The 20491-nt window shown below is 72.0% G+C and carries 13 protein-coding genes; all 13 read right to left on the minus strand.

From position 1 onward, the window contains the following. Window positions 1-174: 174 nt before the first annotated feature. Complete coding sequence (rpmA, locus tag ACZ6WH_RS27645) at window positions 175-429, minus strand: 50S ribosomal protein L27 (RefSeq protein ID WP_052866878.1); 255 nt, start codon at window positions 427-429, stop codon at window positions 175-177. A gap of 14 nt (window positions 430-443) precedes the next feature. After that, window positions 444-764 (minus strand): 50S ribosomal protein L21, encoded by a 321-nt coding sequence (rplU, locus tag ACZ6WH_RS27650; protein ID WP_030249628.1) that lies wholly within the window; start codon window positions 762-764, stop codon window positions 444-446. Window positions 765-1022: 258 nt separating this feature from the next. Continuing rightward, window positions 1023-5408, minus strand: coding sequence for an Rne/Rng family ribonuclease (locus tag ACZ6WH_RS27655; RefSeq protein ID WP_469731498.1), 4386 nt, complete (start codon window positions 5406-5408; stop codon window positions 1023-1025). A gap of 219 nt (window positions 5409-5627) precedes the next feature. Then, the gene (locus tag ACZ6WH_RS27660; protein ID WP_361557621.1) at window positions 5628-6431 is read right to left on the minus strand and encodes a TIGR03936 family radical SAM-associated protein; all 804 of its coding nucleotides are present in this window, start codon (window positions 6429-6431) and stop codon (window positions 5628-5630) included. 128 nt (window positions 6432-6559) lie between these two features. Next, complete coding sequence (locus ACZ6WH_RS27665; protein ID WP_469731500.1) at window positions 6560-7342, minus strand: hypothetical protein; 783 nt, start codon at window positions 7340-7342, stop codon at window positions 6560-6562. Window positions 7343-7345: 3 nt separating this feature from the next. Next, on the minus strand, window positions 7346-7888 hold the full coding sequence (locus ACZ6WH_RS27670; protein WP_469731502.1) for a GNAT family N-acetyltransferase: 543 nt from the start codon (window positions 7886-7888) through the stop codon (window positions 7346-7348). 75 nt (window positions 7889-7963) lie between these two features. Then, the gene (locus ACZ6WH_RS27675; RefSeq protein ID WP_469731504.1) at window positions 7964-9889 is read right to left on the minus strand and encodes a TIGR03960 family B12-binding radical SAM protein; all 1926 of its coding nucleotides are present in this window, start codon (window positions 9887-9889) and stop codon (window positions 7964-7966) included. Between the two features lie 159 nt (window positions 9890-10048). Continuing rightward, window positions 10049-11641, minus strand: a complete 1593-nt coding sequence (locus tag ACZ6WH_RS27680; protein WP_469731506.1) for a CYTH and CHAD domain-containing protein — start codon at window positions 11639-11641, stop codon at window positions 10049-10051. A 109-nt stretch (window positions 11642-11750) separates the two neighbouring features. Continuing rightward, on the minus strand, window positions 11751-15134 hold the full coding sequence (locus ACZ6WH_RS27685) for a pyruvate carboxylase (protein WP_469731508.1): 3384 nt from the start codon (window positions 15132-15134) through the stop codon (window positions 11751-11753). 243 nt (window positions 15135-15377) lie between these two features. Next, window positions 15378-16574, minus strand: coding sequence for a rod shape-determining protein RodA (rodA, locus tag ACZ6WH_RS27690; RefSeq protein ID WP_469731510.1), 1197 nt, complete (start codon window positions 16572-16574; stop codon window positions 15378-15380). After that, window positions 16571-18712, minus strand: coding sequence for a penicillin-binding protein 2 (gene mrdA, locus ACZ6WH_RS27695; RefSeq protein WP_469731512.1), 2142 nt, complete (start codon window positions 18710-18712; stop codon window positions 16571-16573). The genes rodA and mrdA overlap by 4 nt, the downstream gene beginning before the upstream one ends. Window positions 18713-18833: 121 nt before the next feature. Then, window positions 18834-19535, minus strand: coding sequence for a rod shape-determining protein MreD (gene mreD, locus ACZ6WH_RS27700; protein WP_432854350.1), 702 nt, complete (start codon window positions 19533-19535; stop codon window positions 18834-18836). Between the two features lie 5 nt (window positions 19536-19540). Further along, the gene (gene mreC, locus ACZ6WH_RS27705) at window positions 19541-20479 is read right to left on the minus strand and encodes a rod shape-determining protein MreC (RefSeq protein WP_469731514.1); all 939 of its coding nucleotides are present in this window, start codon (window positions 20477-20479) and stop codon (window positions 19541-19543) included. Window positions 20480-20491: the final 12 nt, after the last annotated feature.

Here is a 20491-nt window from a genome sequence, read left to right on the forward strand (position 1 = left end):
AGTAACTACGGGGGTACGTACGCGAGTGCCCTGTCCTGAGCGGCGGCCGCGTACGGGATGTGTCTCTTCGGTTCTTCGGTAACACGCGAAGGGCGGACCCGCTTCCCGTGGAGGAAGTCGAGGTCCGCCCTCGCGAGGAACCGTTCTACGGTGCCAGGAAACCCGTTACGGGATTCAGGCGACCGGAACGATGTTCACGACCTTGCGGCCACGGTGGGTGCCGAACTGCACAGCACCCTCCTGCAGCGCGAACAGCGTGTCGTCGCCGCCACGGCCGACGCCCGTGCCCGGGTGGAAGTGGGTACCGCGCTGGCGGACGATGATCTCACCGGCGAGGACGGCCTGGCCGCCGAAGCGCTTCACGCCGAGCCGCTGAGCATTGGAATCGCGACCGTTCCGAGTGGACGATGCGCCCTTCTTGTGTGCCATGTCTCCTCAGTCCCTTACTTCGCCGGAGCGTCGATGCCGGTGATCTTCAGCGCGGTGTGCAGCTGACGGTGGCCGATCCGCTTCTTGTAACCGGTCTTGTTCTTGTACTTCTGGATGCGGATCTTGTCGCCCTTGTGGTGGTCCACGACCTCGGCCTGGACCTTCACGCCGGCGAGCACCCACGGGTCGCTCGTGACGGACTCGCCGTCGACGACCAGCAGCGTGGAGAGCTCGACGGAGTCGCCGACCTTGCTGGTGGAAATGCGGTCAACCTCGATGACGTCGCCGACAGCAACCTTCTGCTGACGGCCGCCGGTGCGCACGATCGCGTACACGCGGAACTCTCTCTCGCTAGAAACGGGACCACTGATGCCAGCCGCCCCGGGGCCCCAAGGGCCCGGCTATCCGACGCGCTGCGCCCGCGAGGGGCGCGATCCGCATTGGACGAGCGGCCTCCCCCGGTGGAACCGGGAGGTGTTTGCTCAGATGGTGTGGCGCCATACAGACGCCGACGGTCAAGGTTACGGGGCCTTGACCAGGGGGTCAAACCGGGCCCCGGGCCGTGGGATACGGCCCGGGGCCCCGGGTACCGCTCAGTCCTCCGCCGCGGCCGACACCGACGAGGGCGCGGGCTGCTCGGCGGCCGCGGTCTTCTTGGCGGCGGCCTTCTTGGCCGTCGTCTTCTTGGCCGTGGCCTTCTTCGCGGTGGTCTTCTTGGCCGCCGTCTTCTTGGCGGGCTTCTCCTCGGCCTCCGCGGACTTCTCCGTGGCCTTCTTCGCAGCCGTCTTCTTGGCGGGGGCCTTCTTCGCGGCGGCCTTCTTGGTCGTCGTCTTCTTGGCCGCCGTCTTCTTGGCGGTGCTCTTCTTGGCCGCGGTCTTCTTCGCGGGGGCCGCCTCCTCGGTGGCCGCCTCCTGGACCCCGGGCTCCGGCTCGACGGCGGGCGCCGCCTCCGCCGGGGCCTCCTGCGGTGCCTCAGCGGCCGCCGCGGGGACGGCCTCGGCAGCCCGGGTCTCCGCCTCGGCACCGGCCGGAGCCGACACCGCGCGGGTCGCCCGGCGGCGGGCGCGAGCCGGACGGGCCGCGGGCTGCGGCTCCGGCTCGGCGGGCTGCTCGGCCACCGGCTCCTCGGCCCGCGCCGGCGCCGCGGGAGCCTCCTGCGTACCGGACACCGCCTGCGCGGCGGCCTCCGGAGCGGCCTCGGCGGCCGGCTGCTCGGCAGGGACCACGATCGCGGCACTGTCGTCGGCGGCCTTCGGGGAGCCCGCCGGCGCGGACGCCTTCCGGCTCGCCCGGCGCCGGCCACGGCCACGGCCGGCGGCGGCCTCGGCCTCGGCCGGGCTGGAGAACCACTCGTCGGAGTCGGCGACCGCGGGGGCCAGCTCCGCCTCCGTGACGGGCGCGGGCTCCAGCACCTCCGCCGGAGCGGCCGCCTCGGCGGCCTTCTCCTGCTGGTGGTCGTGCTGGTGGTCGGCGTGCTTGTCGCCGTTGCCGCCCTTGCCCTTCTTCTTGCGCTTGCCGCCACCGCCGGAGCCGGTCGCCTGGTCCATGTGGACGATCACGCCGCGGCCGTTGCAGTGCACGCAGGGCTCGGAGAAGGACTCCAGCAGGCCCTGGCCGACCCGCTTACGGGTCATCTGGACCAGGCCCAGCGAGGTGACCTCGGCGACCTGGTGCTTCGTACGGTCCCGGCCCAGGCACTCCAGCATCCGCCGCAGCACGAGGTCCCGGTTGGACTCCAGCACCATGTCGATGAAGTCGATGACGACGATGCCGCCGAGGTCCCGCAGCCGCAGCTGCCGGACGATCTCCTCGGCCGCCTCCAGGTTGTTTCTGGTGACCGTCTCTTCCAGGTTGCCGCCCTGGCCGGTGAACTTGCCGGTGTTGACATCGATCACGACCATGGCCTCGGTCTTGTCGATCACCAGCGAGCCGCCGGACGGCAGCCACACCTTGCGGTCCAGCGCCTTCATCAGCTGCTCGTCGATCCGGTACGTCGCGAAGACGTCGACGTCCGACGTCCACTTCTGCAGCCGGTCGGAGAGGTCCGGGGCGACGTGCGAGACGTAGCCGGAGATGGTCTCCCAGGCCTCGTCACCGCTGACGATCACCTTGGAGAAGTCCTCGTTGAAGATGTCGCGCACGACGCGGACGGTCATGTCCGGCTCGCCGTACAGCAGGGTCGGAGCGTTGCCGCTCTTCGCCTTCTTCTGGATCTCCTCCCACTGCGTCTGGAGGCGCTCCACGTCGCGGCGCAGCTCGTCCTCGCTGGCGCCCTCGGCGGCCGTACGGACGATGACGCCCGCGTCCTCGGGGACGATCTTCTTGAGGATCTGCTTCAGGCGCGACCGCTCGGTGTCGGGGAGCTTGCGGCTGATGCCGGTCATCGAGCCCTCGGGCACGTAGACCAGGTACCGGCCGGGAAGGGAGACCTGGCTGGTCAGCCGGGCGCCCTTGTGGCCGATCGGGTCCTTGGTGACCTGCACGAGCACGGACTGGCCGGACTTCAGGGCGGTCTCGATGCGGCGCGGGCCGTGGCCCATGCCGAGCGCCTCGAAGTTGACCTCACCGGCGTACAGGACGGCGTTGCGGCCCTTGCCGATGTCGACGAAGGCGGCCTCCATCGACGGCAGGACGTTCTGCACCTTGCCCAGGTACACGTTGCCGACGTACGAGGTCGACTGCTCCTTGTTGACGTAGTGCTCGACGAGCACGTCGTCCTCGAGGACGCCGATCTGGGTCCGGTCGCCGTTCTGGCGGACGATCATCTCGCGGTTGACGGCCTCACGGCGCGCCAGGAACTCCGCCTCAGTGATGATCGGCACCCGGCGACGGCCCTGCTCACGGCCCTCGCGGCGGCGCTGCTTCTTGGCCTCCATACGGGTCGAGCCCTTGATGGACTGGACCTCGTCGAAGCCCGTACCGGGCTCGCGCTCTTCCTTCTTCCGCGGCTCGCGGACCTTCACGACCGTACGCTCCGGGTCGTCGCCGTTCGCGGCGGACTCGGCACCGTCACCGCTGCGACGGCGGCGCCGGCGACGGCGACGGCTGCTGCTGGAACCGCCGGACGACTGCTCCTCGCCGCCGTCCTTGGCCGCCTCCGGCTCGCCGCCCTCGGCCGGCTCCTCGGCGGGCTGCTCCTCGGCGCCCTCGGACGCGTCCTCGGCGGACTCGCCGGACTCCTCCGAACCCTCGGCGTCCGCGGCGTCACCACGGCGACGGCGGCGGCCACCGCGACGGCGGCGGCGCGAGGGCCGGTCGCCCTGCTCGTCGTCGCCCTGCGCGGCCTCGCCCTCGGACTCCTCCTCGGCCTCGGCCTCGGTGGTCTCCTCAGCGGCGGGCGCGGGAGCGGCCTGCTGCTGCTCGGCGTCGGCCGCGCCACCACGGCGACGGCGGCGGCGCGCCGGACGCTCGTCGGCGGCCTCCTCCTCGGGCTCCTCCACGACGGCGGCAGCGGCAGCCGCGGCGGCCGTCTCCGGGGTCTGGAACATCGGCTCGGTGAAGACCGGGGCCTGGAAGACCGCGCTCGGCGCCTGGGCGGCACGGCGACGGCCGCGGGCCGGGGCCTCCTCGGCCGCACCCTCGTCGGCGGCGCGGTCCTGGCCGGCGGCGGCCTTGTCCTGCGCGGGCTGCGCGAAGGCGGGGGCGGCCGGGCGCTCGGCACGGCGGCGCGAACGCCGGCGCGGCGCCTCACCGGCCGCGTCCTCGGCCTGCTCGGCGGCGGGCTGCTCGGCAGCGGCCTCCGGCGCGGCCTCGCCCTGCGGCGCGGCCTCGCCCTGCGGGCTCTCGGCACGACGGCGAGTACGGCGGCGCGGGGCCGCGGCGTCCGGGGCCGGCGGGGCCTGCTCGGCGGCGAGCGCGTTCGCCGCGGCGGCCACCGGCTGCTCCTCGACGTGCTCGGCGACGGGCGCCTGGGTGGCGGTGGCCGCCTGCTCGGCGGGCGCGCCCTGGGGGGAGGTCACCGTACGGGTGGCACGGCGGCGGGTACGCGCGGGCTTGGCGGACTGCGGCTCGGCCTCGGCGCGCGCCTCCTCGGCGGCGGCCTCGGCGGCAGCGGCCTGCTCCTCGTCCTCGTCCTCCGCGGCGACCGGCTCATCGGCCACGGCGGGGGCCGGGACGGCCTCGGCGGCCTGCGGCGCACCGGCGGGGGCCGAAGCCCGGCGGGTGGCCCGACGGCGGGTACGGGCAGGGCGCGGCTCCTCGGCGGCGGCCTCGGCGGGCTGCTCGGCCTCGGCCTCCTGCGCCGTCTGCACGGACTCGGCTGCCTGCGGCTCCTCGGCGGCGGCCGGGCTGCCGGCCGGAGCGCTGACCTTGCGGGTCACCCGGCGGCGCGAACGGGAGGGGCCCGCCTCGGCGGCGGCGGTGGCGGGCCGCGCGGCCGCGGACTCGGCGGCCGCGGTCTCGGCAGCGGCGGCGGACTCGGCCTGCGCCTCGTCGTCGGCGCCCACCGCAACCGGCTCGGGGTCGACGGCGACGGCCTGCGCGGCCACCGGCGCGGCGGTCTCGTCGGCCTGCGGCGCACCGGCGGGGGCCGAAGCCCGGCGGGTGGCACGGCGGCGCGGACGCGCGGGGGCCGCCTCCTCACCGGTCACGACGGCGGGGGCCTCGGCGGCAGCGGCCTGCGGGAGGCTCTCGGCGGAAGCGGCGAGCGCGGCGGCGTCCTCGGCCGGCGACTCCGCGGCCTCGGCGGCGGTCGCGGCCGGGGCGCCGGCCGGCGCGGAAGTACGGCGGGTGGCACGGCGGCGGGGACGCGCGGGCGCGGCCTCGTCACCGGTCACGACGGAGGTGACGGCCTCCTGCGGGGCCTCGGCCGGCTGTGCGGCGGGCGTTTCGGCACCGGCGGCCTCGGCGACCGGCGGGCCCGCGGGACGCGAGGCGGCGCGGCGCCGGCGGCGCGGCGGCAGGGTGTCGCTCGGTGTGCTGTTCTCGGAGCGGCTGTTCCCGGACTCCGTGGATTCCTTGGGCTCAATGGGTTCGAGCATGCGGGCGGTTCTCCCGTCACGCTCCCGGGCGCCGCGACCGGTTCCGGCCACGGCCCGCGTGTCAAGCGCGGTGCCGCGGTCCGGGGCGCGGGCGCCACACGGGAGCTTTAGTCTCGCTCGCCGGGCCCTTGTGTCCGGGACCGGCGAAAGTCTCCTGGTCAGTTCGTTCGCCGGACCGGGGTGGCTCCCTGGTTGATCGGCGACGCGACGACGGCGGTCCTACGCTGCGCCGTCCGCCGCTCCACCGCCGGCAGGCGGTGCCTGCGTCGCGGCGGTCAGCCCGGCGGCCGTGGGTGGGGCGGCCGTGGCTGCTGCGTCGCGGTCGGGCGCGAGCGGGTCGGTCACTGCTCCGGTCTCCTCATCGAGCAGCCCCTGCGCCAGCCTGGTCACCGCAGCGGGGACCGGCGGCGCCAGGTCGGCCGTAGCTCGGAGGCCGGACAGGACGTCGTCGGGTCGTACGGCAGGTGTCAGATGCCGAACAACCAGCCGCAGTATCGCACAGGCATCAGCGCCCGGCCTATCGGCCTCGCACGCCGCGGCACGAAGATCCGCGACCGCCGCACGTGTGTCGAAGGTACGGATGCCCTTCTTCGTCTGCCGCTCGACCGGCACTTCACCGGCCGCGAGGAACGCCTCGACGGCGCGCTCGGCGTCCGCGACGGACACGCCGTCCAGACGCAGCTCCCACACCGAGGCCTGGAGCCGGTCGGCGAGGCCGGAGGTGTGTGCCTCGACCGCGTCGATCACGTCGAGGCCGTCCGGCAGGGACTCGTCCAGCAGTGCGCGCAGCACCGCCGGGTCCCGGCGCTCGGTGACCGCGATCTCCAGGTACTCGGCCTCACTGCCGGTGCCCGTCGGCGCGGCGTTCGCGTACGACACCTTGGGGTGCGGGGTGAAGCCCGCCGAATACGCCATGGGCACCTCGGCACGGCGCAGCGCCCGCTCGAAAGCGCGCTGGAAGTCACGGTGGCTGGTGAACCGGAGGCGGCCGCGCTTGGTGTAGCGCAGTCGGATGCGCTGCACCGCCGGTGCGGGCGGCGGGCCTTCGGGCTGTCGCTTGCCCAGTGTCGTCAGTCCTTCGTGAGTGCGGTCGTACTGCTACCTAGAGTACGTGTCTGCAAGGCCGCCGGTTCCCGCCGGGGTGTGCCCCGTCACCCGAAGAGCGCCTGCCGCACTTCCCGGGCGGCGGTGCGCGCAGCGGACAGCGCGGCCCGTACCGGCGGCCAGAAGACCGCACGGATCGCATGCCCCACCGGGGTGAGGATCCAGCGGTACACCCAGCGCAGCGGCGCGACGACCAGCCACCGCCACAGGGCGGCGATGCCCCGGCCGACGGCCCGGGAAACGTACCCGGCGATCCGCCAGGCCCACGCGACCGCCGCGCCGACCGCCCGCAGCACGGGCCACAGCAGGTACTCCCACAGCGCCTTGGCGGGGACGACCAGCACATAGTGCGCCAGCCAGGCCAGCGCACGCCCGACCGGGATGAGGACCCACCTGTGGAGCCGGCGGACCGGGACCACGAACAGGTAGTACGCGAGCCAGGTCAGCGCGTGCCCGATCGGCGTGAGGACCCACCGGTAGAGCCACACCGCGGGAATCACGAGCAGATACTTGATCAGGAAGACCAGCGGCACCACGATCAGGTGGTTGATCAGCCAGGCGACCGCGCGCCCCACGGGCGCGAGGATCCAGCGGTACACCCAGCGCCCCGCCGGCGCCAGCACATGCCGCCCGATCCAGCACAGCGCGTCCCACAACAGCCGCAGCGGAACGACGACGATCAGCACCGGAATCTTGATCAACTGGGCGAGGCAGCAACCGCCGCCCGGCTCCCGCTCCCCCACCGCGTACTGCTGACTGTGGGCATGCTTGTCGAACTTCTCGAACGCCATGCGCTGCTTCCCCCGGTACTGCTGCGTTCCGCCGATCATGTGCTACGCCCGCGTCGGCACCCAGTACCGCAGCTTTCCGCCGCGCTCGTCCTCGAAGATCCCGCCGCAGGCCTCGATGACCTTACGCGACGCGGTATTGGTGGTGTCACACGTGACCAGCGCGGACCCGATCCCGAGCGCGTGCGCCAGCGGCAGCGCCGCGCGCAGCATCGCGGTGGCGTGGCCACGGCGGCGGGCCGTGGGACGTACGTCGTAGCCGATGTGGCCGCCGAGCTCCCGCAGGAAGTCGTTCAGCTCGTGCCGCAGGCCGAGACGGCCGAGGTAGGTGTCGCCCTCGACGTACCAGAGGTTGGTGCACGGCACATAGCCCAGCGGACGGGTGACCTCCGGGCTGGTCATGGAGCGCAGCCAGTCCGTGTACCGGGAGAAGGCGACCGGGTCCTCCCACTCCCCTGCGAACTGCCGGATCTCCCGCCCCACCGCGGAACCGTCATCGGCCCCACCCCGCCCCTCGGCCCGCAACTCCCCCATCGCCTCCAGAAACGACGCCTGGACACGGAGAGCCGGCGCGATCAACTGAGCCATCGCACCAGTGTGCGGGGCATGCATCGGCCCGGCCACCGGTTTACGGTGCCCGGGCCGAAGGGGGTGCCGCTCAGGTCACTTCACAACGGTCAGCGGCAGCAGCTTCTTGCCCGTCGGGCCGATCTGGATCTCGGTATCGAGCGCAGGACACACCCCGCAGTCGAAGCAAGGCGTCCAGCGGCAGTCCTCGACCTCGGTTTCGTCGAGGGCGTCCTGCCAGTCCTCCCAGAGCCAGTCCTTGTCCAGGCCGGAGTCCAGGTGGTCCCAGGGGAGGACCTCTTCGTAGGTGCGCTCGCGGGTGGTGTACCAGGCGACGTCGACGCCGTAGTCCGGGAGGGTCTTCTCCGCGGCCTGCATCCAGGCGTCGTACGAGAAGTGCTCGCGCCAGCCGTCGAAGCGGCCGCCGTTCTCGTACACGGCCCGGATGACCGCGCCGACGCGGCGGTCGCCGCGGGAGAGCAGGCCCTCGACGATGCCGGGCTTGCCGTCGTGGTAGCGGAAGCCGATGGAGCGGCCGTACTTCTTGTCGCCGCGGATCTTGTCGCGGAGCTTGGTGAGACGGGCGTCCGTCTCCTCCGCAGAGAGCTGCGGGGCCCACTGGAACGGGGTGTGCGGCTTGGGGACGAAGCCGCCGATGGAGACCGTGCAGCGGATGTCGTTCTGGCCGGAGACCTTGCGGCCCTCGGCGATGACGTTGACCGCCATGTCGCCGATCTGCAGCACGTCCTCGTCGGTCTCGGTCGGCAGGCCGCACATGAAGTACAGCTTCACCTGCCGCCAGCCGTTGCCGTACGCCGTGGAGACCGTACGGATCAGGTCCTCCTCCGAGACCATCTTGTTGATGACCTTGCGGATGCGTTCCGATCCGCCCTCGGGGGCGAACGTCAGGCCCGAGCGGCGGCCGTTGCGGGTCAGCTCGTTGGCCAGGTCGATGTTGAAGGCGTCGACCCGGGTGGAGGGGAGGGACAAGCCGATCTTGTCCTCCTCGTACCGGTCGGCGAGGCCCTTGGCGACGTCGCCGATCTCGGTGTGGTCCGCGGAGGACAGCGACAGCAGGCCGACCTCCTCGAATCCCGTGGCCTTCAGGCCCTTGTCCACCATGTCGCCGATGCCGGTGATGCTTCGCTCCCGTACGGGGCGCGTGATCATGCCGGCCTGGCAGAAACGGCAGCCGCGGGTGCAGCCACGGAAGATCTCGACCGACATCCGTTCGTGGACGGTCTCGGCAAGGGGGACGAGCGGCTGCTTCGGGTAGGGCCACTCGTCGAGGTCCATGACGGTGTGCTTGGACACGCGCCACGGGACGCCGGAGCGGTTCGGTACGACGCGGCTGATGCGGCCGTCGGCGAGGTACTCCACGTCGTAGAACTTGGGGACGTAGACGCTGCCGGTCTTCGCGAGGCGGAAGAGGAGCTCGTCGCGCCCGCCGGGGCGGCCCTCGTTCTTCCACGCCCGGATGATCTCGGTGATCTCCAGGACGGCCTGCTCGCCGTCGCCGACCACCGCGCAGTCCAGGAAGTCCGCGATCGGCTCGGGATTGAAGGCGGCGTGGCCGCCCGCGAGGATCAGCGGGTGGTCCTCGGTCCGGTCCTTGGCGTACATGGGGATGCCGGCCAGGTCCAGCGCGGTGAGCAGGTTGGTGTAGCCCAGCTCGGTGGAGAAGGAGACGCCGAGCACGTCGAAGGCGCCGACGGGGCGGTGCGCGTCGACCGTGAACTGCGGCACATCGTGCTTGCGCATCAGCTCTTCGAGGTCCGGCCACACGCTGTACGTGCGCTCCGCGAGCACGCCCTCGCGCTCGTTGAGGACCTCGTAAAGGATCATGACGCCCTGGTTGGGCAGCCCGACCTCGTAGGCGTCGGGGTACATCAGCGACCAGCGCACGTCGCACTCGTCCCAGTCCTTGACGGTGGAGTTCAGCTCTCCACCGACGTACTGGATGGGCTTCTGGACATGCGGGAGAAGCGCTTCCAGGCGTGGGAAGACCGTCTCGACAGGCATCGCGGCGTACTCTCTCGGGTCGACACTGTGTGAGCTGGCAAGGGTGACCCTCAAGCCTAACGCGCTCCGGAGGCGGACCTCGACGCACGCCTTACGATCATGGCGGCGCGGGACGCCGGAGCACCGGGTGCGGCGGGCCCCGCGCCCCGCGGCACGGCCTCACTTCCGGTGCAGTGGCCTGCGGTGTTTCGGGGCCGCCGCCTTCGCCCACAGATCAGGAAGCTCCCGTTCCCGGTCCGCCGCGCGCGACTCCTCGCGGCCGTACAGGAGACCGAAGGTGAAGCTGGTCTCCCCCGCGGCATGGGCCTGGATGCCCAGCTCGCGCAGGGCTCCGCGGGCCACCACGCTGTCCTGGTGGTCACCGAGCAGGTCCTGCACCTTGGTCATCCTCTTGGCGAACTTCTTCGCGGGCTTCCCCAGCTCCGGCCTGGCCGCCTCCGCCGCGTACCGCGTGCGCTTGGCGGCCTTGCGCGCGGCGTGCAGCGCGGCGTCCCGCTCCGTGCCCGGCGGAGTGGCCAGCGCCGCGTCGATGCGGCCCGCGAGCCGCCGGAAGTCCCGCTCGATCACCCTGGGGAGCACCTTGGCGGCGGGGCGGTCGGCCCAGGCCGCCGTGGGCGGGTCGGCGAGCAGGGCGTCCAGGGTGGTCAGCAGCGCCAGGTAGCGCGGGCCGTCCAGCACGGCGATCAGATGCTTGCGGGAGCCCTGGCGGCGCGCGTGGGACCAGATCTTCAGCCGGGCCCGTACGGGGCCGAGCTGCAGCGTCCTGGGCAGGCCGGTGAGCCCTTCGTGGAGGCGCGCGGTCAGCACCTCGCGGTCGCGGTCGATGCCCAGCTCCCCCGCGAGCCACTTCAGCTCGTCGCCGACCGGATCGGTCACGGCCCGGTCCAGCACCTTGGCGTACGAGCGGAAGGCGCTGCGCAGGCGCCGGGTCGCCACGCGCATGCGGTGCACGGAGTCGGGCTGGTCGCGCCGGACGGCGGGGTCCAGCTCGACGATCGCGCGGACCTGCTCGGTGAGGTAGGCCAGGACCGCCTCCCGGGCCGTGCGCGCGGCGGGTGGCGCGGCCTTCCCGCCCTTGGCGCCGGACGCCGGTTTCTTCCGGTCCGCGGGCTTGTCCCCGACGGGCTCCGCCTCGCCCTCGGGCGCCGTCTCGGTCCAGGCGCGGGCCGCCTTGGAGGCCGAGGCGGCGGGGCGGAGGCCGGCGCGCCGCAGGCCGGCGTCCACGGCGTCCAGGACCGCCGGGTCGCCGCCCGGCGCCAGCTCGACCTCGATCTCCGTCCACGAGGCCGCCCGGCCGGGGCCCGACGGCCTGGTCGCGCGGACCTCGTCGACGGCGAGCTCGGCGATCTTCGTGCCGTCCTCGTCCATGAGGTGCCGCAGCGCGCGCCGGGTCTCGATCCGCACGACGGGCAGCAGCTCGGCGTCGCGCACCCGGGAGCGCACCAGTCCGCGGAGTGCGCGGGGCACGGTGCCGGCGAGCGGTGCGCGGATCTCGTCGCGTACGTGGTCGGCGACGGGCAGCTTCAGGTGCCAGCCCGCGTCGTCGCCGCCGGTGCGGCGGCGCAGTGTGATGCCGTCGCGGGCCAGCCGCCGCTCGGCGGTGTCGTAGTAGGTGGCGTCGAGGTGGACCGCGTCCCGTTCCACCACGGACGCGACCCGGCCCACGCCGGTCAGTTCCGGGAGGCCGGCGGCGAGTGCGCCCCCGCCGTCGGCCTCGTACTTGCGTTCGGTCTCCCGCACGATGTCCGCCATGGGTAGAACGTAGGGTTCGGCCGTCCCCACGTGTACCCCTTGACCGGCCTCGCAGGCCCGGACCCGGGTCCGGGCCTGCGAGACGGTGCCGTGTCGGCGGAGGGCCGGGCTACTCCACGACGATGAGCAGGTCGCCGCCCTCGACCTGGGCGATCGGGGAGATGGCGATGCGGCTGACCGTGCCGCCGGTGGGCGCGGTGATCGCGGCCTCCATCTTCATCGCCTCGATGCTGCCGACGGTGGCGCCCGCCTCGACCTGCTGGCCCTCCTCGACGGCGAGGGTGACCACGCCGGCGAACGGGGCCGGCAGGTGGCCGGGGTTGTTGCGGTCGGCCTTCTCGGCGGCGGGCACCTCGCTGGCCACGGCGCGGTCGCGGACCTGGATGGGCCGCAGCTGGCCGTTGAGGATGCACATCACGGTGCGCATGCCGCGCTCGTCGGCCTCGGAGATGGCCTCCAGGCCGATGAGCAGCTGGACGCCGGGGGCGAGCCGTACGACGTTCTCCTCGCCGTGGTGCAGCCCGTAGAAGAACAGGTCGCTGGAGAGCGGGGAGGTGTCGCCGTAGCGGTCGCGGTGGGTGGTGAAGTCCTTGGCCGGGCCGGGGAAGAGCAGCTCGTTGAGGACTTCCTGGCGTTCGGCGGAGGTGCCGGAGAGCCGCTTGCTCTCGGTGGCGGACAGCTCGGTGATGCCGGGGGCGTCGGCGCGGCCTTCGAGGGCGCGGCTGCGGAGCGGCTCGGGCCAGCCGCCGGCCGGTTCGCCCAGTTCGCCGCGGAGGAAGCCGATGACGGAGCCGGGGATGTCGAAGCGGGCGGGGTCGGTGGCGAACTCGTCCGTCGACACGCCCGCGCCCACCAGCGACAGCGCGAGGTCGCCGACGACCTTGGAGCTGGGGGTGACCTTGACCAGGCGGCCGAGGAGCCGGTCGGCGCCCGCGTACGCCTTCTCGATCTCCTCGAAGCGGTCGCCGAGGCCGAGTGCGATGGCCTGCTGGCGGAGGTTGGAGAGCTGCCCGCCGGGGATCTCGTGCTCGTACACGCGTCCGGTGGGGGCGGGCAGGCCCGCCTCGAAGGGCGCGTAGACCTTGCGTACGGCCTCCCAGTACGGCTCCAGGGCGCAGACGGCGCCGAGGTCGATGCCGGTGTCCCGGTCGGTGTGCGCGGCGGCGGCCACGATCGCGGAGAGGGCCGGCTGGCTGGTCGTACCGGCCAGTGCGGCGGAGGCGCCGTCGACCGCGTCGGCGCCCGCCTCCCAGCCCGCGAGGTAGGTGGCGAGCTGGCCGCCCGGGGTGTCGTGGGTGTGGATGTGGACGGGCAGGTCGAAGTTCTCGCGGAGGGCGGTGACCAGCTTCTTCGCGGCGGGCGCGCGGAGCAGGCCGGCCATGTCCTTGATGGCGAGGACGTGCGCGCCGGCGTCGACGATCTGCTCGGCGAGGCGGAGGTAGTAGTCGAGGGTGTAGAGCTTCTCGCCGGGGTCGGCGAGGTCGCCGGTGTAGCTCAGGGCGACCTCGGCGACGGCCGTACCGGTCTCGCGTACCGCGTCGATGGCCGGGCGCATCTGGTCGACGTTGTTGAGCGCGTCGAAGATCCGGAAGATGTCGATGCCGGTGTCCGCCGCCTCCTGCACGAAGGAGCGGGTGACCTGTTCGGGGTACGGGGTGTAGCCGACGGTGTTGCGGCCGCGCAGCAGCATCTGCAGACAGATGTTGGGCACCGCCTCGCGCAGCGCCGCCAGCCGCTCCCACGGGTCCTCGTACAGGAAGCGCAGCGCCACGTCGTACGTCGCGCCGCCCCACGCTTCGAGGGACAGCAGTTCGGGGGTGGTGCGGGCGACGTGCCCGGCGACCTCCAGCAGGTCCTTCGTACGGACGCGGGTGGCCAGCAGGGACTGGTGGGCGTCGCGGAAGGTGGTGTCGGTGACGCCGAGCGCGGGCCGGGCGCGCAGGTCGGCGGCGAAGCCCTCGGGGCCGAGCTGCAGGAGCCGCTGCCGGGAGCCGTCCGGGACGGGGCCCGAGGTGTCGATCGCGGGCAGCTTCTCGTGCGGCGCGATGCTCAGGGGGCGTTCGCCGTGCGGCTTGTTGACCGTGACGTCGGCGAGGTATTCGAGGATGCGGGTGCCGCGGTCGGCGGAGCCGCGCTGGGTGAGCAGTTCGGGGTGCTGCTCGATGAAGGAGGTGGTGACCCTGCCTTCGCGGAAGTCCGGGGTGTCCAGCACCGCCTGGAGGAACGGGATGTTGGTGGCGACGCCGCGGATACGGAACTCGGTGACGGCGCGCCGTGCCCGGCCCACCGCGGTCGCGAAGTCCCGGCCCCGGCAGGACAGCTTGACCAGCATCGAGTCGAAGTGGGCGCCGACCTCGGCGCCCAGGTTGGTGCCACCGTCCAGGCGGACGCCCGCGCCGCCCGGGGAGCGGTAGGCGGTGATCCGGCCGGTGTCGGGGCGGAAGCCGTTGGCGGGGTCCTCGGTGGTGATGCGGCACTGCAGCGCCGAGCCGCGCAGCACGATCTTGTCCTGGCTGAGCCCGAGGTCGGCCAGCGATTCACCGGCGGCGATGCGCATCTGCGACTGCACGAGGTCGACGTCGGTCACTTCTTCGGTGACGGTGTGCTCGACCTGGATGCGGGGGTTCATCTCGATGAAGACGTGGTTGCCGCGCGCGTCGACGAGGAATTCGACCGTACCGGCGCAGGTGTAGCCGATCTGCCGGGCGAAGGCGACCGCGTCGGCGCAGATGCGTTCGCGCAGCTCGGGGTCGAGGTTCGGGGCCGGGGCCAGCTCGATGACCTTCTGGTGGCGGCGCTGCACGCTGCAGTCCCGCTCGTACAGGTGGATCACGTCGCCGTGGGTGTCGGCGAGGATCTGCACCTCGATGTGGCGCGGGTCGACGACGGCCTGCTCCAGGAAGACGGTCGGGTCGCCGAAGGCCGACTCGGCCTCGCGCGCCGCCGCCTCGACTGCCTCGCGCAGCTGGCCGCGCTCGGCGACCCGGCGCATGCCGCGCCCGCCGCCGCCGGCCACGGCCTTCACGAAGACCGGGAACTCCATGGTCTCGGCCGCCGCCATCAGCTCCTCGACGTCCGAGGAGGGTGCGGAGGAGGCGAGGACGGGCAGCCCGGCGGCCTTGGCGGCGGCGATGGCGCGCGCCTTGTTGCCGGTCAGCTCCAGTACCTCGGTGGAGGGGCCGACGAAGGTGATGCCCTGCTCCGCGCAGGCGGCGGCCAGGTCGGGGTTCTCGGAGAGGAACCCGTAGCCGGGGTAGACGGCGTCGGCGCCGGCCTGCCGCGCGGCGCGGACGATCTCGTCGACCGAGAGGTACGCGCGCACCGGATGGCCGGCCTCGCCGATCTGATAGGCCTCGTCCGCCTTGAGACGGTGGCCGGAGTTGCGATCCTCGTAGGGAAAGACCGCGACGGTCTGCGCGCCCAGTTCATAGGCGGCGCGGAAGGCGCGAATAGCGATTTCGCCACGGTTGGCGACCAGGACCTTCGAGAACATGGGAGCTGACTTCTCCTGACGGGGCGGCATGCGGGGCGCCTGCGTGCGGATACGGAACTCTGTCTCGGGATGCGGACTGTCGTCTCGCTGAAGCTGTTCCGCGACAGCATGCCGCCCGGACGGCGTTACCGCCACGTAAGACCTGTCACAGTCCGTGTCCGCGGGAACTGGGTAGACGCCCCGGAACGTCTGTGGTCCGGCCCCCTGGAGGGGAACCGGACCACGGGCCGTGCTGACGGGAGGTCAGGCGGAGACGGGCCGCTGCACCTTGATCGACTGCAGTAGTCCTATGGCGATCCACACCGCGAACATCGACGTACCGCCGTAGGACACGAAGGGCAGCGGCAGACCGGTGACCGGCATGATCCCCAGCGTCATCCCGATGTTCTCGAAGGCCTGGAAGGCGAACCAGGCGATGACGCCGGCCGCGACGATCGTGCTGTACAGCTCGGAGGACTCCCGCGCGATCCGGCAGGCACGCCAGAGCACCACACCCAGCAGGAAGATGATCAGCCCGGCGCCGAGGAAGCCCAGCTCCTCACCGGCGACCGTGAAGATGAAGTCCGTCTGCTGCTCCGGCACGAACTGCCCGGTGGTCTGGGAGCCCTGGAACAGCCCCGCGCCGAAGAGGCCGCCGGAGCCGATGGCGATACGGGCCTGGTTGGTGTTGTAGCCGACGCCGGCCGGGTCCAGGCTCGGGTTGGCGAAGGCCGCGAACCGGGCGATCTGGTAGTCGTCCAGCAGGTGCAGCTGCCAGACGGCCAGACAGCCCACGACGCCCAGCGTGACCAGCCCGATGACCCAGCGGTTGGACGAGCCGGAGGCGAGCAGCACGGCGAGCACGATCGTGCCGAGCACCATGACCGAGCCGAGGTCCGGCATCAGCATGATGACCGCCATCGGCACCAGGGCGATGCCGAGCGCCTGCAGCACGGTGCGGTGCCCCGGATGTTCCCGGTCGCCCGCGTCGCCCTTGGCCGCGAGCACCATCGCCATGCCGAGCGTGATGGTGATCTTCGCGAACTCGGCGGGCTGCAGGGAGAGCCCGCCGGGGATGGCCAGCCAGGACCGGGAGCCGTTGATGGTCGCGCCGAGCGGGGTGAGCACCAGCGCCGACAGCAGCAGCGAGAGGCCGTACAGGATCGGCACGGCGCCCCGCAGGGTGCGGTGGCCGAGCCACACCGTGCCGGCCGCGAGCGCGACGCCGATACCGGTGTTGAGCAGGTGCTTCAGGACGTACGAATACTGGTCGCCGTGGTTCAGCTCGATGCGGTTGCGGGTGGCGGAGAAGACCAGCACCGCGCCGATGAGCGAGAGGGCCAGGCAGGAGAAGAGCAGTATCCAGTCCAGCCGCCAGATCACGGAGTCCCGCGCGGTGAGCTTGCTCCAGACACCGCGCTCGGGGGCGTAGCGCCGGATGGCGTAGCTGCTGCTGGTCACTGGACCGCCTCTTCCGGCTTCTTCTCGTCGTTGACGATCGGCTTGGTCAGCTTCCCGGACTCGATGTTGCCGTCCCGGTCGATCCGCGGCAGATCCGCCTGCGGCCCGGACAGCAGCGCCTTGTCCTTGTGGATGTCGCCCTTGGCGTCCACGCCGTACAGCGCGTCGTAGATCTTGCGCACGGCCGGACCCGAGGCGCCGGAGCCGGTACCACCCTGGGAGATCGTCATGACGATCGTGAAGTCCTTGGTGTACGTGGCGAACCACGACGTCGTCTGCTTGCCGTAGACCTCGGCGGTACCGGTCTTGGCGTGCATCGGGATCTGCTTCTGCGGCCAGTTCTGGAACCGCCAGGCGGCGGTACCGCGGGTGGCCACACCGGCCAGCGCCTTGTCGATCTGCTTCAGCGTCTTCGGCGTGTCCGGCAGCTTCCCGTGCGCCTGCGGCTCGATGTCCCGGACCTTCTTGCCGTCGGCGCTGATGATCGCCTTGCCGATCGTCGGGTCGTGCAGCGTGCCGCCGTTGGCGATGGCCGCGTAGATCGTCGCCATCTGGATCGGCGTCACCAGGGTGTCGCCCTGCCCGATGGAGTAGTTGACCGAGTCACCGGCACGCATTTTCATGCCTTCGAGACAGCTCTCATAGGCGATGCGCTCGGTGTAGCTGCCGCCCTTCTTGCCGTTCTTGCACCACTGGTCCTTGTTGGCCTTCCAGAAGTCCTTCTTCCACTGGCGGTCCGGCACCCGGCCCTTGACCTCGTTGGGCAGGTCGATGCCGGTCTCCTTGCCGAGACCGAACTGGTGCGCGGTCTTGTAGAACCAGTCGGCGGTGGCCTTCTTGGGCTTGTTGCCGCCGTCCTTGACCCACTGCTTGTACGCCAGGTCGTAGAACACCGTGTCGCAGGAGACCTCCAGCGCCCGGCCGAGGGTGATCGAGCCGTGGCTCTCGGACTCGAAGTTCTTGAAGACCTGCCCGCCCACGTTGTACGAGCTGGCGCAGTTGTACCGGCCGTTGAACGGGTAGCCGGCGTTGACCGCGGCCGAGGACGAGATGACCTTGAAGATCGAGCCGGGCGCCGCCTGGCCCTGGATCGCCCGGTTCAGCAGCGGATAGTTGGACTTCTTCCCGGTCAGCTCGGCGTAGTCCTTCGCGGAGATGCCGCCGACCCAGGAGTTCGGGTCGTAGTCCGGCTGCGAGGCCATCGAGACGACCCGGCCGGTCTTGTTCTCCATGACGACCACGGCACCGGCGTCCGCCTTGTAGTTCGTGCCGGTGTTCCGGTCGTGCTGCTTGCGGGCCTCCACCATCGCCTGGTGGAGCTCCTTCTCGGCGACGGCCTGCACACGGGCGTCTATCGAGGTGACGACGTTGTCCCCGGGCCGCGCCGGATCGCTCTTGGCCTTGCCCATGACGCGACCGAGGTTGTCGACCTGGTAACGGGTGACGCCGGCCTTGCCGCGCAGCGCACTGTCGTACGTACGCTCCAGGCCCGAGCGGCCGACCATGTCCGAGCGCAGGAACGGCGAGTTCGTGTGCTCGGCCTTCTGGATCTCCTCGTCGGTGACCGGCGAGAGATAGCCGAGCACCTGGGAGGTCTTCCCCTTGGCCGGGGCCGGGTAGCGGCGCACCGCGGTCGGCTCGGCGGAGATGCCGGGGAAGTCCTCGCTGCTCTCACGGATCTTCAGGGCCTGCTGGGTGGTGGCCTCGTCCGTGATCGGGATGGGCTGGAACGGCGAGCCGTTCCAGCACGGCTGCGGCGTCTTGGCGTCGCACAGCCGGACCTTGTTCTTGACGTCCGTGTACGACATGCCCAGCACGTGCGCCAGGCGCGTCAGCACGGCCTTGCCCTCGTCGTCCATCTTCATCAGCGCGGTACGGCTGGCGGAGACGACCAGGCGGGTCTCGTTGTCGGCGAGCGGCACGCCGCGGGCGTCGAGGATCGAGCCGCGCACGGCCGGGTCGACGACCTGCTGGACGTGGTTGCCGCTGGCCTCGGCGGCGTACTCGTCGCCGTTGCGGATCTGGAGGTACCAGAGCCGGCCGCCGAGGGTGAGCAGCAGCGAGAACACCAGGATCTGGATGGCGACCAGGCGGACGGTGACGCGGGAGGTCCGGCCCGTCTCAGGGATATTGCTCACGGCGCGCAGCGCCTCCTTGAGGGGCGGTGGTCGGGCTGGGGGCACCGCCCAGCGTCAGCTGGGGGAGGGTGGGCGTTGCTCATTTGCGCCGCCCCCCCTCGGGCCCGGAACGGTGTGTGGCTCACAGGCGCTTGACCCCCTTGATGCGGGCCGGCTTCCGGCCGCCGAGCAGGCCGCCGCGCTGGCTGCCGATGCGCGGCGTCCGGCCGCCCCGCCCGGACCGGCTCATGCGCAGCCCGCTGCCGGTGGAGAGCCAGCCGTACGCGGCCTCGCCCGCCATCGGCCCGGACTGGGTGCCGCCGGAACTCTCGCCCGCCAGCGGTTTCTCCGAGCGGCGGGCCAGCGCCATCACCAGCGGGACGCTGAAGGGCGCGAGCACCAGGTCGTAGAGGGTGGCGGTGAACAGCAGCATCGGGATGCCGACGGTGTGCCCCGCGTTGTCGCCGGCCAGCGAGCCGACACCGGCGTAGAGCAGCGTCGAGCCGATGGCCGCGCACACCACCACGATGAGCGGCATCGAGGCGGAGCGGTGCTGGCTCTTGTCGGGCTTGGTGAGCCCGGCGACGTAGCCGATGACGCACAGGACGAGGGCGTACCGGCCGATCGCGTGGTCCGAGGGCGGCGCCAGGTCGGCGAGGAGCCCGGCGCCGAAGCCGATGAACGCCCCGGCGACATGGCCGTAGACCATGGCCAGGCCGAGGACGACCAGCAGGACCAGGTCCGGCACGGCTCCGGGCAGGTGGAGCCGGGCGAGCACACCCACCTGGACGACGAGGGCCACGGCCACGAGGACGGTGGAGAGGAGGATCCGGTTGATGCGCATCGGGCTCAGCTCCTGGGGGCGCCGCTCGAGGAAGGCTTGGGCTTGGCGGTCACGGTGACCGTCGGGGTGGGCTTGGGCTTGGCGGGCTTGGGCGGCAGGACCGTGTCACGCGGGTTGTCGCGCGGCGGCTGCACCACGACGCCGACCACGTCCAGGCGGGAGAAGCCGGCGAACGGCTCGACCTGGACCGTGCGGGTGAGGTCGCCGTTGGCGCTGCCGACGTGGGTGATGGTGCCGACCGGCACGCCGGGCACGAACGGCTTGCCCTCGCTGGAGCCGAAGGTCACCATCCGGTCGCCCTTCTTCACGTTCGCCTTGCCGTTGAGGAGCTGGACGCGCAGCGGTCCGCCGCCCTGGCCGTTGGCGAAGCCGATCTCGTTGGTCTTCTCCATGCGGGTGCCGACGGTGAAGTCCGGGTCGATGGCGAGCAGGACCGTGGCGGTGTTGGGGCCGACGGTGGTGACCCGGCCGACCAGCCCGTCGCCGTTCAGCACGGTCATGTCACGGGCGATGCCGTCCTTGGTGCCGGCGTCGACGGTGACGGTCCAGGAGAAGCCCTGCGTGGCTCCTATGGCGATGACCTGGGCGCCCTTGATGGCGTACTGGCCGGCGCCGGCGGTCTTGAGCATCTTGTCCAGCTCGGCGGCGCGCACCCGGTCGCGGTCGGAGGAGCCCAATTTGGACTTCAGGGCGGCGTTCTGGCGTTCCAGTTCGGCGATTCGGCTGTGCCGGCCGTCCGAGTCGCGTACCGCGTCGACGGCGTTGCCGACCGGGTCCACGACCGAGGCGACACCGGTCTCGACCGGCCCGAAGGCAGAGGCCGCGACCTGCCGGGCACCCTGCAGCGGGGACTGCTCGCCGCCGCGGATGTCCACCGTGATCAGTGCGAACGCGATCGCGACCAGCAGCACCAGCAGGAGCCGGCTCTCTCGTGTGTCCCTCACGTGCGGCGGCCG

It is taken from the genome of Streptomyces sp. NPDC050806 (genome assembly GCF_055586425.1).

Coding starts and splice junctions, on each gene's coding strand:
- rpmA (WP_052866878.1), bottom strand. CDS start 429: ATGGCACACAAGAAGGGCGCATCGTCCACTCGGAACGGTCGCGATTCC.
- ACZ6WH_RS27655 (WP_469731498.1), bottom strand. CDS start 5,408: ATGCTCGAACCCATTGAGCCCAAGGAATCCACGGAGTCCGGGAACAGC.
- ACZ6WH_RS27665 (WP_469731500.1), bottom strand. CDS start 7,342: ATGATCGGCGGAACGCAGCAGTACCGGGGGAAGCAGCGCATGGCGTTC.
- ACZ6WH_RS27670 (WP_469731502.1), bottom strand. CDS start 7,888: ATGGCTCAGTTGATCGCGCCGGCTCTCCGTGTCCAGGCGTCGTTTCTG.
- ACZ6WH_RS27675 (WP_469731504.1), bottom strand. CDS start 9,889: ATGCCTGTCGAGACGGTCTTCCCACGCCTGGAAGCGCTTCTCCCGCAT.
- ACZ6WH_RS27680 (WP_469731506.1), bottom strand. CDS start 11,641: ATGGCGGACATCGTGCGGGAGACCGAACGCAAGTACGAGGCCGACGGC.
- ACZ6WH_RS27685 (WP_469731508.1), bottom strand. CDS start 15,134: ATGTTCTCGAAGGTCCTGGTCGCCAACCGTGGCGAAATCGCTATTCGC.
- mreD (WP_432854350.1), bottom strand. CDS start 19,535: ATGCGCATCAACCGGATCCTCCTCTCCACCGTCCTCGTGGCCGTGGCC.